This window comes from Geodermatophilus sp. SMS 5-13 (assembly GCF_059428245.1).
On sequence record NZ_CP165729.1, the window covers coordinates 357,346 to 372,352 of the forward strand.

Consider the following 15,007-nt stretch of genomic DNA (forward strand, 5'->3'; position numbering starts at 1 on the left):
CCTCCCTCGACGATGACGGTCTGGGCATGATCGTGCCCGATCCCCGCAGGTCGCGCGCGCCCCGCCCCTCGCAGGGGCCCGCAGCGAGCCTGCGAGGGGTGGGGGCGAGGGGTGTTCTTCAGTCTTCGGACGGCGAGCCGGGGAGCTTCTCCTTGATCAGGTCCATGACCGAGGAGTCGGTGAGCGTGGTGACGTCGCCGAGCTCCCGGTTCTCGGCGATGTCGCGCAGCAGGCGCCGCATGATCTTGCCCGAGCGCGTCTTCGGCAGCTCCTGCACGACCATGATCTGGCGCGGGCTGGCGATCGGGCCGATCTCCCGGCGCACGTGCAGGCGCAGCTCCGTGACCAGGTCCTCACCGGAGTCGACGGCGTCCCCACGCAGGATGCAGAACGCGACGATGCCCTGCCCGGTCGTCGGGTCGCTGGCGCCGACGACCGCTGCCTCGGCCACCGCGTTGTGGCTGACCAGCGCCGACTCCACCTCGGTGGTGGAGATCCGGTGGCCGGAGACGTTCATGACGTCGTCCACCCGGCCGAGCAGCCAGATGTCGCCGTCGGCGTCCTTCTTGGCGCCGTCCCCGGCGAAGTAGACGTTGTTCCCGAACCGCGACCAGTAGGTGTCGACGTAGCGGTCGTCGTCGCCCCAGATGGTGCGCAGCATCGACGGCCACGGCTCGGTGAGCACCAGCAGGCCGGTGGTGTCGTCGCCGAGCTCGTTGCCCTCGTCGTCGACGACCTTGGCCGAGATCCCGGGGAACGGCGTCTGCGCCGAGCCCGGCTTGAGGGTCGTGACGCCGGGCAGCGGCGTGATCATGTGCGCACCGGTCTCGGTCTGCCACCAGGTGTCCACGATCGGGCAGCGGCCGTGGCCGATGTGCTCGTGGTACCAGAGCCAGGCCTCGGGGTTGATCGGCTCGCCGACCGAGCCGAGGACCCGCAGCGACGACAGGTCGAAGCCGGCCGGGACGTCCTCGCCCCACTTCATGAACGTGCGGATCGTCGTCGGCGCCGTGTAGAGGATCGACACCTTGTACTTGTCGATGATCTCCCACCAGCGGCCGCGGTGCGGCGTCTCCGGCGTCCCCTCGTACATGACCGACGTCGCCCGGTTGGCCAGCGGCCCGTAGACGATGTAGCTGTGGCCGGTGACCCAGCCGACGTCGGCGGCGGTCCAGTAGACGTCGGTGTCGGGCTTGAGGTCGAAGGTCGCCCAGTGCGTGTAGGCGACCTGGGTCAGGTAGCCGCCGGAGGTGTGCAGGATGCCCTTGGGCTTCGCCGTCGTCCCCGAGGTGTACATGATGTAGAGCGGGTGCTCGGCGTCGAACGCCTCGGGCGTGTGCTCGGCCGACTGCCGCTCGACGACGTCGTCCCACCAGAGGTCGCGGCCCTCGTTCCACTCGACGTCCTGGCCGGTCCGCTTGACCACGACGACGTTGCGCACGCCCTCGGTGCGCTTGAGCGCCTCGTCGACGGCGGGCTTGAGCGCGCTGGGCGCGCCGCGGCGGTAGCCGCCGTCGGAGGTGATCACCAGGACGGCGCCGGCGTCGGTGATCCGGCTGGCCAGGGCGTCGGCCGAGAAGCCGCCGAACACGACCATGTGGACGGCGCCGATGCGGGCGCAGGCCAGCATCGCGATGATCGTCTCCGGGAGCATCGGCATGTAGATGGCCACCCGGTCGCCGGTCTGCACGCCGAGCTCGACCAGGGCGTTGGCGGCCTTGCAGACCTCGTCCTTGAGCTGGGCGTAGGTGATCGTCCGGGAGTCGCCGGGCTCGCCCTCCCAGTGGTAGGCGACCTGGTCGCCGTGCCCGGCCTCGACGTGCCGGTCGAGGCAGTTGTAAGCGACGTTGAGCCGGCCGCCGACGAACCACTTCGCGAACGGCGGGTTGTCCCAGTCGAGGACCCGGTCCCACTCCTTGTCCCAGGTCAGCCGCCGGGCCTGCTGCTCCCAGAACGCGAGCCGGTCGCGGGCGGCGTCCTCGTAGACGTCCGGGCCCACGTTGGCCTGGGCGGCCAGCTCGTCGGACGGCGGGAACCGTCGGGTCGCGGCTTCGCTCGTCTCGCTCATGCGCTACCTCCATCGACATGGCTTCCTGCCACATGACACCGACCACACCGTATGACCCCGGCCCGCCCGGCGTCCTCCCGTGCAACCTCAGCGAGACTGTCTGCTCGTGAGCGATCCCCAGGCGGCCGTCGCCGCACGGCTGCCGGGAGCGGCGGCGCTCGGCCTCGTCGCACCGCCGGGCACCGCCGGCCTGCCCGCGACGCTGCTCGCCGACGCCGCCTGGACCGCGGCGGTGCTGGACCGCCGGTCGGTTCCGCAGGGGATCGAGGACCGGCGGGTGCTGGCGACGGTGTGGTGGTACTCGGCGTCGTCGGTGCTGCTCACGCCGCCGCTGGCCGGGCTGGTGACCGGGCGCCCGCTGTCGGCCCGGCTGGCCGACACCACGCTGTTCACGCTCTCCGGCGGGCTGCCGGTGGCGGCGGTGTCGTCGGCGGCCGCCGCGGACCCGGCCGACGGGCTGCGGGAGTCGCTGGCGACCGTGATCGCCGCCGTGGCCGAGGCCGGCGGCCTGCGCGAGCGGCCGCTGTGGGCGATCGCCACCGACTCGCTGGCCAACCGGCTGCTGGCGCTGGGCCGCGCGCGCGGCGACGTGCCCGCCGCGACCGCGCTGGCCGGGCCGCTGGCCGCCGCGATCGGGGCGCCGCTGCCGGCGCCGCGCTACGTCGACGTCGCCGGCGCCCGGTTCACCCGGCGGGCGTCGTGCTGCCTGCTCTACCGGGTGCCGCACGAGCCGATGTGCACCTCGTGCCCACACCGCCCGCCGGCCGAGCGGCAGATCCTGCTCGAGGACGCCGCCGAGCGGATGTGACCGCTCAATCCGGCGGTGGGGCCGCCCGGACGCGCTGGGCGGGTGGTTCCTCGGCCGCGTCCATCCCGCGGAGCATGGCGGATCCGGACCATCTCGGCCCGGAACCGGCCGGGACGTGCTCCTGTCGGGTGAACGTCAGGCGGCGTCGGCCTGCGCGGCGGCGATCCGGCTGCTGGGCGCGGGCTCGCCGGAGAGCAGCCGCTTGAGGAACGGCGGGTCGGGCTCGTCGCCGAACGCCGCCCGCGCCACCTCGACGGGCGGATGCCCCGCCGCCGCCAGGACGCTCCGCCCGGCGTCCTCCATGGCCTGCCGCTCCCACCGCAGGGTCCAGGCACCCACGGGGTAGAGCAGCAGCACGGTGATCCACAGCCACGGCACGGACGGGGCCAGCAGGAACAGCAGGACCACGTAGGCGACCAGCAGGACGGCGAGAAGGATCCCGCCGAGGCGGTGGCGCTGCCGCGGGACCGGCGACGTCCAGCGGCCGAGGCAGGCGGCCAGGTGCCACAGCTGGCCGGCCGGGTCGGCGGTGAGCAGGGACGGCGGGACGACGACCGTCCGCTCGCCGTTCGCCTCGTGGGCCGAGGGCGGCCGCTCCTGCGCGCGGGGCCGGCCGACGACGAGCCGCGGCACCGGCTGGCCGGCCGCCTCGGCGAGCATGCGCAGCCGCTCGCGGACCGCCTCCGCGCCGGGCGCCTCCTCGTGCGTGCTCATCGCCGCCCAGCATGGCGGACGGCTACGGCAGGAAGAGCATCGAGTCGCCGAACTCGTGCCAGAGGTAGTGCCCGGCGACGGCGGCGCGGTAGGCGGCGGCCACCAGGTCCGGCCCGGCGACGGCCTCCAGCAGCTGCAGGTGGCTCGCCTCCGGCGCGTGCAGGCCGGTGATCAGCCCGGTCACCGCGCGGGCCGGGCGGTCGGGGCCGAGCACGAGGTCGGTCCAGCCGGCGGCGGGCCGGGTGACGCCGTCGTCGTCCGTGGCGGTCTCCAGCGCCCGCGTGACGGTCGTGCCGACGGCGACCACCCGCCGTCCCGCCTGCCGCGTGCTGTTCACCAGCCGCGCGGTGACCTCGGGGACGGCGAAGCGCTCCGCGGTGGGCGGCTCGTGCAGCTCCGGGCTGGAGACGCCGGCGTGCAGCACGAGCGGGACGACGGGCACGCCCCGCGCCATCAGCCGGACCAGCACCGCCTCGCTGAACGGCCGGCCGGCGCTGGCCATCTCGGCGCTGCCGGGCTCGGCGGCGTAGACGGTCTGGTAGGCCGACAGCGGGAAGCTGCCGGTCAGGTAGCCGTACCGGATCGGCTGCCCGTGGCGTTCCAGCAGCTCGACGGCCCCGACGGCCGGTTCCGGGCCGGCGCGCCACAGGCGGGACGGGTGCCCGGGAACGGGGTGACCTTCGAGGAGGTGCAGCCGGACGCCGCCGGGCAGCGCGAGGACCGCGCCGGGCTCGACCCGCAGGTCCGGCCCGTCGTTGTCCGGGCGGCGCACCTCGACCACCCAGTGCCCGTCGTCCAGCGTGCCGGCGACGTGCAGGGGGACGGCGACGCCGTCGGCCCGCGTGGCGTCCAGGCGCGCTGGCAGGGTCGCCGAGGTGTTCACGACGACCAGGTCGCCGGGCTCCAGCAGCTCGGGCAAGTCGCGGAACAGGTGCGAGCTGATCCCGCGCGGCCGGACCGCCATGAGCCGGACGCCGTCCCGTGGCGTGCCGGTCCACTCCGGGGGAGCGGTCGCCTCGGCGTCGCGGGGGAGCGTGAACGCGACGCTCATCGGGTTGCCACGGGCGCGAGGTCGGCGGCGCGGTAGCGGCCACTGGGCAGGTCGTCGTCCACGAGGCGGAGCAGGGCGGGGACGACGGATTCCGGGGACGGCAGGCCGCTGAGGTCCTCGCCCGGTTCGGCCGCCTGGTGCATGTCGGTGTTCATGTCGCCGGGGTCGACCGCGTAGATCCGCAAGCGCGGGTGCTCGACCGCGAGGACGGCGGACAGCTGGTCCAGCGCGGCCTTGCTGGCGCCGTAGCCGCCCCAGCCCTCGTAGGCCTCGACGGCGGCGTCCGAGCTGACGTTGAGGACGCGGCTCCCGGGGCCGAGGGCGGGCAGGACCAGCTGGGTCAGCGCCAGCGGGGCGACGGTGTTGACGGCGAGGACGCGCGCGAGGTCGTCGGGGGCCAGCCGCGCCAGGGGTGGCAGCGGGCTCGGGCCGAGGTCGCTGGCGTTGTTGACCAGCAGGTCCAGCGTCCCGCCCGCGGCCTCGGCGAGGGCGGTGCGATGGGCGGGGTCGGCGACGTCGCCGGGGATCGCGGTGACGAGCCCGGGCCGCGGGAGGCCGGCGACGGCGGCGGCGAGCCGGTCGGCGTCCCGGCCGTCCACGACCAGCCGCCAGCCGCGGTCGACGAGCGCGGCGGCGAGCGCTCGTCCGAGGCCGCGGGAGGCGCCGGTGAGCAGTGCGGTGGAGGTCATGGGGTTACCGTGGAACCTCAAGCCGACTTGAGGTCAAGGGGTTGTCGGTGGAGCTGACGATCGGGCAGGTGTCCGCGCGGTCGGGCGTCGCCGCCTCCGCGCTGCGCTACTACGAGGAGCAGGGGCTGATCGCCGCGACCCGCACCGGCGGCGGCGCGCGCCGTTATCCCCGGTCGGTGCTGCGCCGGCTGGCGTTCGTGCGGGCCGCGCAGAACGTGGGGCTGTCGCTGGCCGAGATCCGGGACGCGCTGGCGACGCTGCCGGAGGGGCGGCCGCCGACGGCCCGCGACTGGGCCCGCCTCTCGAGCGGGTGGCGGGACCGGCTGGACGCGCAGATCGCCGCGCTGGTGCAGCTGCGCGACGGGCTGGACTCGTGCATCGGCTGCGGCTGCCTGTCGCTGGGGACGTGCGCGCTGTCCAACCCCGGGGATGTCGCGGCGTCGGCCGGCCCCGGGGCGCGGTGGCTGTCGCCGCTGCTGCGCCGGGTGCCGCCGGTCAGCAACGCGGGGTGACCCAGGGGGCGACGCGGGCGGATCCGGACAGTTTCGTTTCCGGGTCTCGCGCATCGGCGACCGGAGGGTGATGATCCGTCGGGACCGGAGTGCACCGAGGTAGGGGGAGAGCTCCGATGACCGTCATGCCTGCCGCGTTCTTCGGCCACGGCAACCCGATGAACGCGCTGGAGAAGAACCGGTACACGCAGGCCTGGCGCGCCTTCGGCGAGAGCGTGCCCCGGCCGCGGGCGATCCTGGTGATCTCCGCGCACTGGTTCGTGCACGCGACGGCGCTGACGGCGATGCCGCGGCCGCGGACCATCCACGACTTCTTCGGCTTCCCGCGCGAGCTGTTCGACGTCCGCTACGAGCCGCCCGGGCTGCCCTCGCTCTACGAGGAGGTCGCCGACATCGTGCACCCGACGTGGGTGGGCGCCGACCTGGACAGCTGGGGCATCGACCACGGCACCTGGTCGGTGCTGATGCACGCCTTCCCGGACGCCGACATCCCGGTCGTGCAGCTGTCGATCAACGCGCTCAAGTCCACCGACTACCACCTCCAGCTCGGGGCGGCCCTGGCGCCGCTGCGGGAGGACGGCGTGCTGGTGATCGGCAGCGGCAACGTGGTGCACAACCTCGGCGGTGTCTCGCGGGCGCTGCCGGACGCCGGTTTCGACTGGGCGCAGCGGTTCGACCAGTCGGCCAAGGAGGTCATGCTCACCGACCCGACCGAGCTGGGCCGGCTCGACGGGCACCGCGACTACGACCTGGCCGTGCCGACGCCCGACCACTTCATCCCGCTGCTCTACGTCGCGGGGGTGGCCGGGGCGACCGGCACGCCGGCCGACGTGCTGGTCGACGGCTACGCCTACGGCTCGCTGTCGATGACGGCGTACACCGTCGGCATGGACGCGCCGACTGCCGAGGGCGTCGGCTTCGCCGCGCCGCTGCCCGAGGGCCCGCCGCCGGACGGCGCCAACATCTGACAAGGCGGACCGGTCGTCCTCGGGTACGCGCAGGCCGCGGGAGGCGCGCTGTTCGACCGCGACCGTCGTCTGAGCTGCGGAACCGAGATTCGCCTCAGTGCTGCCTCCCGGACCGGATGACAGCACTCAGGCGCATCTCGATACAGCTAGTACCGCGACCGGCAACCCGTGCTTGGGCACGGGGGCGGCGGGACTCGGTTGCCGACGCCACCGGGTGTCGACTCGTGGTGGTGTCGCGCGCCCCCGAGACCACCACGATCCGACATCCGGTGGCATCGGTGCGGTTCGGCCGTCACGGGGCCGGTGGCGAGCCAACGACAGGGCGAAGGCTGCCTGATACAGCTAGTCCTCGTCCTCGGTGTCGTCGGACGTTCCCGCGGGAACGTGACGGGCGGCGCCGGCCAGCGCGACCACGTCGCCGACCACCCACACCGCGGGCGGGCGGACGCCCTCCTCGGCCATCGTCTTGGCGAGCCGGTCCAGCGTCGTGCGGACCACCCGCTGGGTCGGCGTGGAGCCGTCGGTGACGACGGCGACCGGCGTGTCCGGCGCCCGCCCGTGCTCCATCAGCGCCGCCGCGATCGACGGCGCGGTGTCGACGCCCATCAGGACGACGAGGGTGCCGCGCAGCCGGCCCAGCGACGGCCAGTCGACCAGCGACTGCGGGTGCCCCGGCGGCACGTGCCCCGAGACGACGACGAACTCGTGGGTGAGCCCGCGGTGGGTCACCGGGACGCCGGCCAGCCCGGGGACGCCGATCGCCGACGTCACGCCGGGCACCACCTCGACCGGGATGCCCGCCGCCACGCAGGCCTCGAGCTCCTCCATGCCGCGGCCGAACACGAACGGGTCGCCGCCCTTGAGCCGCACCACGCGCTTGCCGGCCCGCGCGTGCTCGATCAGCAGCTCGTTGATCTGCTCCTGCGCCATCGAGCGCCCGCGGGGCAGCTTCGAGGCGTCGATGACCTCGACGTCCGCGGGCAGGGAGGCCAGGAGCGACTGCGGCGCCAGGTGGTCGGCCAGGACGACGTCGGCCTGCGACACCGCCTGCTGCCCGCGCACCGTGATCAGGCCCGGATCGCCCGGGCCGCCGCCGACCAGCACCACCGAGCCCGGCCCGCCCTCGGGCCCGGGCCGGCCGGCGCGGTCGGCGATCGACCCGTCGGTCAGCCCGGCGACGACGGCGTCGCGGACCCCGACCGCTCGCTGCGGGTCGCCGCCGCCGTGCACTCCGACGACGAGGTCGCCCTGCCGCCCGACCGCGGGCGTCCAGACCGACGACGCGGACCGGTCGTCGGCGCGGGCGCAGAAGATCCGCAGCGCCTCGGCCTCCGCGGCGACCGCGGCGTTCACCGCCGGGTCGTTCGTCGCGGCGACCGCGTACCAGGCGCCGTCGAGGTCGCCCGGCTCGTACCGCCGGCGCACCCAGGTCATCGAGCCGGGGGCGACGAGCGCCTCCAGCGCCGGCGTCACGTCGGGCGCGACGACGGTGACCAGCGCCCGCGCCTCCAGCAGCCCGGCGACCCGGCGGTGCGCGACCTGTCCGCCGCCGACGACGACCACGCGCCGGCCGAGCAGCCGCAGGCCGACGGGGTAGACGACGCCGGACGCCGGGTCGACGGGTGTGGCGTTCATCAGCTCTTCTCGGTCACGCCGGCCGAGTCGAAGGTGGCCACGTCGCGCAGCGCCCGGGCGGCGCTCTGCGCCAGCGGCAGGGCCAGCAGCGCGCCGGTGCCCTCGCCCAGCCGCAGATCCAGGCCCAGCAGCGGGCGCAGGCCGAGGGTCCGCAGCGCGATCGAGTGCCCCGGCTCCGCCGACGTGTGCCCGGCCAGCGCGTGGTCGAGCGCGGCGGGGCAGAGCACGCCGGCGACGAGGGCGGCGGAGCCCGCGATGACGCCGTCCAGCAGCACCGGCGTCCGTGCCGCGGCCGCGCCCAGCACGAAGCCGGCGAGCGCGGCGTGCTCCAGGCCGCCCACCTCGGCGAGCGCGGCCAGTGCCTCCTCCGGGGTGGCCGGCCGGGAGGGCACCCGCGCCACGGCCCGGGCCACGACGTCGACCTTGCGGGCCAGCGTCGGGTCGTCGACGCCGGTGCCGCGGCCGGTCGCCTCGGCCGGCGACGCGCCGGCGAACGCGCAGATCAGTGCTGCCGACGCGGTCGTGTTCGTGATCCCCATGTCGCCGGTGATCAGACAGCCGGAGCCGGCGGCCAGCGTCGTCGCCACCTCGATGCCGACCTCGACCGCCCGCCGCGCCTCGTCGAGGGTCATCGCCGGGCCGATCGCGAGGTCGGCGGTGCCCGGGCGCACCTTGCGGTCCAGCAGTCCGGGCGCGGGGTCGAGGACGCCGGCCACGCCCACGTCCACGACGACGACCTCGGCCCCCAGCTGGGCGGCGAAGGCGTTCACGACCGCGCCGCCGGCCGCGAAGTTGGCGACCATCTGCGCGGTCACCTCCTGCGGCCAGTGCGTGACGCCCTGGGCGTGCACGCCGTGGTCGCCGGCGAACACGGCGACGGTCGCGGGCTCCGGCAGCGGCGGCGGGCACGCGCCCGCGATGCCGGCGAGCTGCGCGGCGACGTCCTCCAGCACGCCGAGCGAGCCCGGCGGCTTGGTCATCCGGCCGAGGCGCTCGCGGGCGGCCCGCTCGGCAGCGGCGTCCCGGGGGCGGACGGCGGCGATGGTCTGGTCCAGCAGCGTGCTCAGCGGAACTCCTCGGGGCGGCGGGCAGGGTCAAGGATCGCAGTGAGCGCCGCGGCGAACGCGCGCGAGGTCTCGGGGTCCCGGACGGCGACCCGCAGGTGGTCGGCCGAGAGCCCGGGGAAGGTGTCGCCGCGGCGGACCGCCCAGCCGGCGTCGCGCAGCTCGGACCGCACCCGCGCGCCGTCCGGCACCCGGAGCAGGACGAACGACGAGCGCGGCTCGCCGACGACCCGGGCGCCCTCGGGCAGGACGGCGAGCAGCGACTTCCGCGCGCTCTCCAGCTCGACCGCGGCGGCCTCGGCCTCGGCGCGGGCGGCGGGCGTCGTGCAGGCGACCAGCGCGGCCAGTGCGGGCGTGGACACCGGCCAGTGCGGCTGCTGGGCGGCCAGCGCGGCGATCAGCTCCGCCGGCCCGAGCGCGTAGCCGACCCGCAGCCCCGCCAGGCCCCACGTCTTGGTCAGGCTGCGGACCACCAGCAGGCCGGGCAGGTCGCTGCGGGCGGCCAGCGACTCGGGCTCGCCCGGCACGGTGTCGGCGAACGCCTCGTCGACCAGCAGCACGCGGCCCGGGCGGGCCAGCGCGGCGACGTCGTCGTGCGGGTGCAGCACGGACGTGGGGTTGGTCGGGTTGCCCAGCACGACGAGGTCGGCGTCCTCGGGGACGTCGCGCAGCCGATAGTGCGGCGGCTCCAGCAGCAGCCGCTCCACCGGGAGGCCGGCCGCCCGCAGCGCGGCCTCGGGCTCGGTGAACGACGGGTGGACGACGATCGCGCGCCGCGGCGCCAGCGCCCGCGCGAGCAGCACGAACGCCTCGGCCGCGCCGGCGGTGAGCAGCACCTCGGCCGGGTCGCGGCCGTGCGCGGCGGCGACCGCGGCCCGCGCCGGGCGGGCGTCGGGGTAGGCGGCGGCCGCGTCGACGGCCTCGTGCAGCACCGCGCGCAGCCAGTCCGGCGGCGTCCCGGCGCGGACGTTCACCGCGAGGTCGACCAGGCCGGGCGCCAGCTCGTCGTCCCCGTGGTGGTGCAGCTCTATCCCAACCTCCTCGCTGGCGCTCGTCGGCCGGGGCCCGAAGGTCGCTGCGCCCACTGGTTCGCTCGCAAGCTCGCTCACGAGGCGGCCACCGCCACCGTGACCCGGCCGACCACGGTCTTGCCGACGATCAGGCGGCCGCCGCTCAGGCGGGCGGCGGCCTCGGCCACGGACGCGGTGCCGACGGCCTCGGCGACGAGCGACGACGGGTCCTGCACGGCGACGGCGGCCAGCTCGTCGGCGTCGTGGCCGAACAGCGGCCAGTCCCGCGCGGCGGCGGCGCCGATGATCCCCGGCTCGAGGGCCCGCCTCGTCAGGGTCGACAGCTGGACATCGGTCCGCCCGGCGGGCAGGACGGCGTCGATCGCCGCGAGCACCTCCTCGGCCGTGACACCGGAGGACGCCCCCACGCCCACGGTGATCACGCGGTCACCCCGGGCCGCTCCGGCAGGGCGGCGAGCAGCCCGGCCGCGTCGCGGGGGAGCGCGCCCTCGCGCAGCAGGCCCAGCGCGCGCAGCCGCGCGCCGACGGTCAGCGCCCACGGGCGGTCCAGCCGGGCGCGGGCGAGCAGGTCGTCGTCCCCGAGGAGTTCCTGCGGCGGACCCTGGACGACCTGCCGGTCGACGACGACGGCGACCTCGTCGGCCCAGGCGAGCGCCAGGTCGACGTCGTGCGTGCTCATGACGACGGTCGACTCGGCCTCCTGCAGCCGGCGCAGCGCGGCCAGGGCCTCGGCCACCGCCGACGGGTCGAGGCCGGCGGTCGGCTCGTCGAGCAGCAGCACGCACGGGCGCATGGCGACCGCCCCGGCGATCGCGACCCGCTTGCGCTCGCCGTAGGAGAGCTGGTGCGTCGGGCGGCCGGCGAGGTGGTCGACGGCGAGCAGCCGCAGCGCCTCGGCGACCCGCTCCCGCACCTCCTCCTCGGGCAGGCCGAGGTTGAGCGGGCCGAACGAGACGTCCTGCGCCACCGATGCGGAGAACAGCTGGTCGTCGGGGTCCTGCAGGACCAGCTGCACCTCCTGGCGGTGGGCGCGCAGGCCGCGGCGGGAGCGCTCCAGCGGGACGTCGTCGACGCTGACCGCGCCGGCGGTCGGCTGCAGCGCGCCGGACAGGCAGCGCAGCAGCGTCGTCTTCCCGGAGCCGTTGGCGCCGAGGATGGCCAGCCGGCGTCCGGCGGGGATGTGCAGCGAGGCGCCGTCCAGGACGCGGCGGCCGCGCTCGTAGCCGGCGACCAGGCCGTGCGCGGCGAGCGTCCGGTGACTCATGCGATCACCACGCTCAGGCCGACCACGGCGCCGAGCCCCAGCGCCGTCGCGGCGAGGAACCCCCTCGACGACGGCAGCGCCTCGGGCAGGACCTGTAGCCCCGTGTCCAGCCCGCGGCCGGCCAGCCCCTCCTGCAGCCGGCGGGCGCGGTCCCAGGAGCGGGTCAGCACGGCGGCGGCCAGCGCCCCGGACGACCGGTACGAGCGGCGCACCGACGAGTAGCCCATCCGCATCGTCTGGGCCTCGCGGATCGTGCGCAGGCTCTCCAGCAGCACGAACAGCAGCCGGTAGACCAGGCTCGCCACCTCGATCACGGCCGACGGCACCCGCAGCCGGCGCAGCGCGGGCAGCAGGTCCGACATCGGCGTCGTGGTGGCCAGCAGCATCACCGCGGCGCCGCCGGCGAGCGAGTGGCCGACCAGCGAGCCGGCCTGCGCCGCGGCGTCCGGCGCCCAGCCGATGCCGTCGCCGTCCACCCGGACGACGGTCGTCACCGTGCCGATCGCGACGAAGGCGAACGGCAGCCGGACCGCGCGCAGGTAGGTCCGGGCGGGCACCCGGGCCGGGCCGAGCGCCAGCGCCACGGCGGCCACGCCGATCAGCGCGCTGCCCGGCCACACCGGCAGGACGAGCGCGCAGATCACCAGGCCGAGGCAGAGCAGCAGCTTGTCGCCGGGGGAGCGGCGCCGCCACGCGCTCGCCCACGCGGCGTCGTCGATCGCCAGCCCGGTCACGGCCCGGCGTCCTTCTTCTCCAGCTTCTCCAGCTGCTCCTCGGCCTTGCGCCGGCCGCGCAGCCGGCCGAGCACGTAGCCGAGCACGCCGCCGCCGAGCGCCGCCTGCACCGCGAACAGTCCCGACTCCACCGACGGCGACGTCGGCGCGAAGATCGAGGAGAACCAGGGGGTGTAGCCGGGGTCGTTCTGCTCGATGACCGTGGTCGCCTGGTTGTCCGTGCCGGTGAAGTCCGAGCGGCCGCGGTCGAGCGCCAGGGGGACGGCGAACAGCGCCACGATGCCCAGGACCAGCAGGGCCGTGACCAGCCGGCGGCGGTTCACCGGACCTCCTCCGGCTCGGCGGGGACGACGCCGAGGCGTTCCAGGTCGGGCCGGGCGTTGGTGAGCAGCACCCGGAACAGCAGGACGCCGAGCAGCCCCTCGCCGATCGCCAGCGGGATCTGGGTGATCGCGAAGACGCCGAGGAACTTCACCGCGGCGCCGAGGAAGCCGGTCGCGGCGTCGGGGTGCGCCCAGGCCAGCTGCAGCGCCGTCGTCACGTAGGTGGCCAGGTCGGCGACGAGGCAGGCGACGAACACGCCGGGCAGCAGGCCGCCCCCGAGCCGCCGGACCAGGCGGTAGGAGCCGTACCCGGCCCACGGCCCGACGATCGCCATGGAGAACGCGTTGGCGCCCAGGGTCGTGATGCCGCCGTGCGCCAGCAGCAGCGCCTGGAACAGCAGCACGATCGTGCCGAGCAGCGCCATCACGGGTGGTCGGAACAGGACGGCGCCGACACCGGTGCCGGTGGGATGGCTCGAGCTGCCGGTCACCGACGGCAGCTTGATCGCGCTGAGCACGAAGGTGAACGCCCCGGCCGCGCCGAGCAGCAGCGTCGACTCGGGGTGCTCGCGCACCTCCTTGACCACGGCCCGCGCGCCGTGCGCGACGAACGGTGCGGCGGCGATCGTCCAGCCCAGCGCGTGCGCGGGCGGCAGGAATCCCTCAGCGATGTGCACGCTCGATCTCCTTCCCCACCGCGGCGCAGGCCGCGACGAACCGCTCGGCGACCGCCGGGCTTCCCGCCCAGTGCAGGTGCAGGTAGGAGGCGTGCACACCGCGGGCGACGAACCCCTCGGGGCCGGCGGCGGACCACTGCCACGCGGGCGTGGTCCCGGCGCCGGGCGTGCACACCGTCCGGTGGAACTCGTGGCCGCGCACCCGCGCGCCGGCCGGCGCGAGCGCCGAGTCGGCGGGGGCGACGGCGGCGCGGTAGCCGAGGGTCAGCCGCGGCGTCATCGCGGCATCGGCGTCGAGGACGCCGCACATCGGGACGCCGTCCAGGCTGCGGGCCAGGTAGAGCAGGCCGGCGCACTCGGCGGCGATCGCGCCGCCCCGCGCGGCCAGCGCGGCGACGTCGGCGCGCAGTGGCTCGTTGGCCGACAGCTGCGCGGCGTAGACCTCGGGGAACCCGCCGCCGATCACCAGTCCGGTGGTGCCCTCGGGGAGCGCCTCGTCGGTGAGCGGGTCGACCGGCACGACCTCGGCGCCGGCAGCCGCCAGCAGCTCGGCGTGCTCGGCGTAGCCGAAGGTGAACGCGGCGCCGCCGGCGACGGCGATCCGCGGGCGGGCGGCTGTTGCGGTCACCTCGGCGGCCGGGTCCCACGGCGCGGCGGTCAGGTCCGGGGCGGAGCGGGCCAGCCGCAGGACGCCGTCCAGGTCGACCGACGAGGCCACGACCTCGGCGAGCGCGCGGACGGTCTGCACCGCCTCGGCGGTGCGCTCGGCGGCGGGGACCAGGCCGAGGTGGCGGGACGGCGTGCCGAGTGCCTCCAGCCGGCGGACCGCGCCGAGCACCGGAACGCCGGCGGCGTCCAGTGCGTCGCGCAGGATCGCCTCGTGCCGGTCGCTGCCGACCCGGTTGAGGATCACCCCGCCGATCCGCACGCCCGGCTCGAAGGTGGCGAATCCGTGCACCAGCGCGGCCACGCTGCGGGCCTGGCTCGCCGCGTCGACGACCAGCACGACCGGCGCGCCCAGCAGCTGCGCCACGTGCGCGGTGGAGGCGAAGCCGGGCTCGACGCTCGGGTGCGAGGCCCCGTCGAACAGGCCCATGACGCCCTCGACGACCGCGACGTCGGTCCCCCGGGCGCCGTGCAGCAGCAGGGGCGCGATCCGCTCCTCGCCGACCAGCCAGGGGTCGAGGTTGCGGCCGGGCCGGCCGGCGGCGAGGCCGGCGTAGCCGGGGTCGATGTAGTCGGGGCCGACCTTGTGCGGGCTCACCGTCAGCCCGCGGGCGGTCAGCGCGGCGACCAGTCCCGTCGCGATCGACGTCTTGCCGGCGCCGGAGGACGGCGCGGCCAGGACGACCCGCGGCACGTTCACGACGCGCTCCGGCCGAGTGAGCAGTTGCGCCCGCCGACACGCCCCGGCACGCCGCCGCGGACGACCACAACTGCGCAGTCGGCCGTCGGGCGCGGCGTCGTCG

16 protein-coding genes are annotated in these 15,007 nt (G+C 75.9%); 3 read left to right on the forward strand and 13 right to left on the reverse strand.

The window, feature by feature from the left end; translation table 11 throughout:
* Positions 1 to 118: 118 nt before the first annotated feature.
* Positions 119 to 2,068, reverse strand: a complete 1,950-nt coding sequence (gene acs / locus AB3388_RS01715; protein ID WP_495409024.1) for an acetate--CoA ligase — start codon at positions 2,066 to 2,068, stop codon at positions 119 to 121.
* Positions 2,069 to 2,174: 106 nt separating this feature from the next.
* Here acs and AB3388_RS01720 point away from each other — a divergent pair, with 106 nt between their 5' ends.
* The gene (locus AB3388_RS01720) at positions 2,175 to 2,876 is read left to right on the forward strand and encodes a (2Fe-2S)-binding protein (RefSeq protein WP_495409025.1); all 702 of its coding nucleotides are present in this window, start codon (positions 2,175 to 2,177) and stop codon (positions 2,874 to 2,876) included.
* Between the two features lie 135 nt (positions 2,877 to 3,011).
* Here the strand turns inward: AB3388_RS01720 and AB3388_RS01725 are convergent, their stop codons facing one another.
* Genes AB3388_RS01725 through AB3388_RS01735 form a run of 3 tightly spaced genes read right to left on the reverse strand, consistent with a single transcriptional unit; the run spans position 3,012 to position 5,330 of the window.
* Positions 3,012 to 3,590 (reverse strand): hypothetical protein, encoded by a 579-nt coding sequence (locus AB3388_RS01725; RefSeq protein WP_495409026.1) that lies wholly within the window; start codon positions 3,588 to 3,590, stop codon positions 3,012 to 3,014.
* A gap of 22 nt (positions 3,591 to 3,612) precedes the next feature.
* Complete coding sequence (locus AB3388_RS01730; RefSeq protein WP_495409027.1) at positions 3,613 to 4,641, reverse strand: S-adenosylmethionine:tRNA ribosyltransferase-isomerase; 1,029 nt, start codon at positions 4,639 to 4,641, stop codon at positions 3,613 to 3,615.
* Complete coding sequence (locus AB3388_RS01735; protein WP_495409028.1) at positions 4,638 to 5,330, reverse strand: SDR family NAD(P)-dependent oxidoreductase; 693 nt, start codon at positions 5,328 to 5,330, stop codon at positions 4,638 to 4,640. The genes AB3388_RS01730 and AB3388_RS01735 overlap by 4 nt, the downstream gene beginning before the upstream one ends.
* A 47-nt stretch (positions 5,331 to 5,377) precedes the next feature.
* On the opposite strand from AB3388_RS01735, the gene soxR reads away from it, so the two are divergent.
* Together soxR and ygiD are read left to right on the forward strand one after the other, a co-directional pair.
* Entirely contained in the window at positions 5,378 to 5,842 is a 465-nt protein-coding gene (gene soxR / locus AB3388_RS01740; protein WP_495409029.1) for a redox-sensitive transcriptional activator SoxR, read from the forward strand.
* A gap of 116 nt (positions 5,843 to 5,958) precedes the next feature.
* Positions 5,959 to 6,810, forward strand: coding sequence for a 4,5-DOPA-extradiol-dioxygenase (gene ygiD / locus AB3388_RS01745; protein ID WP_495409030.1), 852 nt, complete (start codon positions 5,959 to 5,961; stop codon positions 6,808 to 6,810).
* 342 nt (positions 6,811 to 7,152) lie between these two features.
* Here ygiD and cobA read toward each other — a convergent pair whose 3' ends face one another.
* Genes cobA through AB3388_RS01790 form a run of 9 tightly spaced genes read right to left on the reverse strand, consistent with a single transcriptional unit; the run spans position 7,153 to position 14,904 of the window.
* Entirely contained in the window at positions 7,153 to 8,445 is a 1,293-nt protein-coding gene (cobA, locus tag AB3388_RS01750) for a uroporphyrinogen-III C-methyltransferase (RefSeq protein ID WP_495409031.1), read from the reverse strand.
* On the reverse strand, positions 8,445 to 9,512 hold the full coding sequence (gene cobT, locus AB3388_RS01755) for a nicotinate-nucleotide--dimethylbenzimidazole phosphoribosyltransferase (RefSeq protein ID WP_495411428.1): 1,068 nt from the start codon (positions 9,510 to 9,512) through the stop codon (positions 8,445 to 8,447). The genes cobA and cobT overlap by 1 nt, the downstream gene beginning before the upstream one ends.
* Complete coding sequence (gene cobC / locus AB3388_RS01760) at positions 9,509 to 10,594, reverse strand: Rv2231c family histidinol phosphate aminotransferase CobC (RefSeq protein WP_495409032.1); 1,086 nt, start codon at positions 10,592 to 10,594, stop codon at positions 9,509 to 9,511. The genes cobT and cobC overlap by 4 nt, the downstream gene beginning before the upstream one ends.
* Positions 10,595 to 10,614: 20 nt before the next feature.
* Complete coding sequence (locus tag AB3388_RS01765; protein WP_495409033.1) at positions 10,615 to 10,962, reverse strand: cobalamin biosynthesis protein; 348 nt, start codon at positions 10,960 to 10,962, stop codon at positions 10,615 to 10,617.
* On the reverse strand, positions 10,959 to 11,804 hold the full coding sequence (locus AB3388_RS01770) for an energy-coupling factor ABC transporter ATP-binding protein (RefSeq protein WP_495409034.1): 846 nt from the start codon (positions 11,802 to 11,804) through the stop codon (positions 10,959 to 10,961). The genes AB3388_RS01765 and AB3388_RS01770 overlap by 4 nt, the downstream gene beginning before the upstream one ends.
* Complete coding sequence (gene cbiQ, locus AB3388_RS01775) at positions 11,801 to 12,538, reverse strand: cobalt ECF transporter T component CbiQ (protein ID WP_495409035.1); 738 nt, start codon at positions 12,536 to 12,538, stop codon at positions 11,801 to 11,803. The genes AB3388_RS01770 and cbiQ overlap by 4 nt, the downstream gene beginning before the upstream one ends.
* A complete protein-coding gene (locus AB3388_RS01780) occupies positions 12,535 to 12,861 on the reverse strand; it encodes an energy-coupling factor ABC transporter substrate-binding protein (RefSeq protein WP_495409036.1) in 327 nt (108 codons plus the stop codon). Before AB3388_RS01780 ends, cbiQ begins: the two co-directional genes overlap by 4 nt.
* Complete coding sequence (locus AB3388_RS01785; protein ID WP_495409037.1) at positions 12,858 to 13,538, reverse strand: energy-coupling factor ABC transporter permease; 681 nt, start codon at positions 13,536 to 13,538, stop codon at positions 12,858 to 12,860. The genes AB3388_RS01780 and AB3388_RS01785 overlap by 4 nt, the downstream gene beginning before the upstream one ends.
* Positions 13,525 to 14,904, reverse strand: coding sequence for a cobyrinic acid a,c-diamide synthase CobB (locus AB3388_RS01790; RefSeq protein WP_495409038.1), 1,380 nt, complete (start codon positions 14,902 to 14,904; stop codon positions 13,525 to 13,527). The genes AB3388_RS01785 and AB3388_RS01790 overlap by 14 nt, the downstream gene beginning before the upstream one ends.
* Between the last annotated feature and the right edge of the window lie 103 nt (positions 14,905 to 15,007).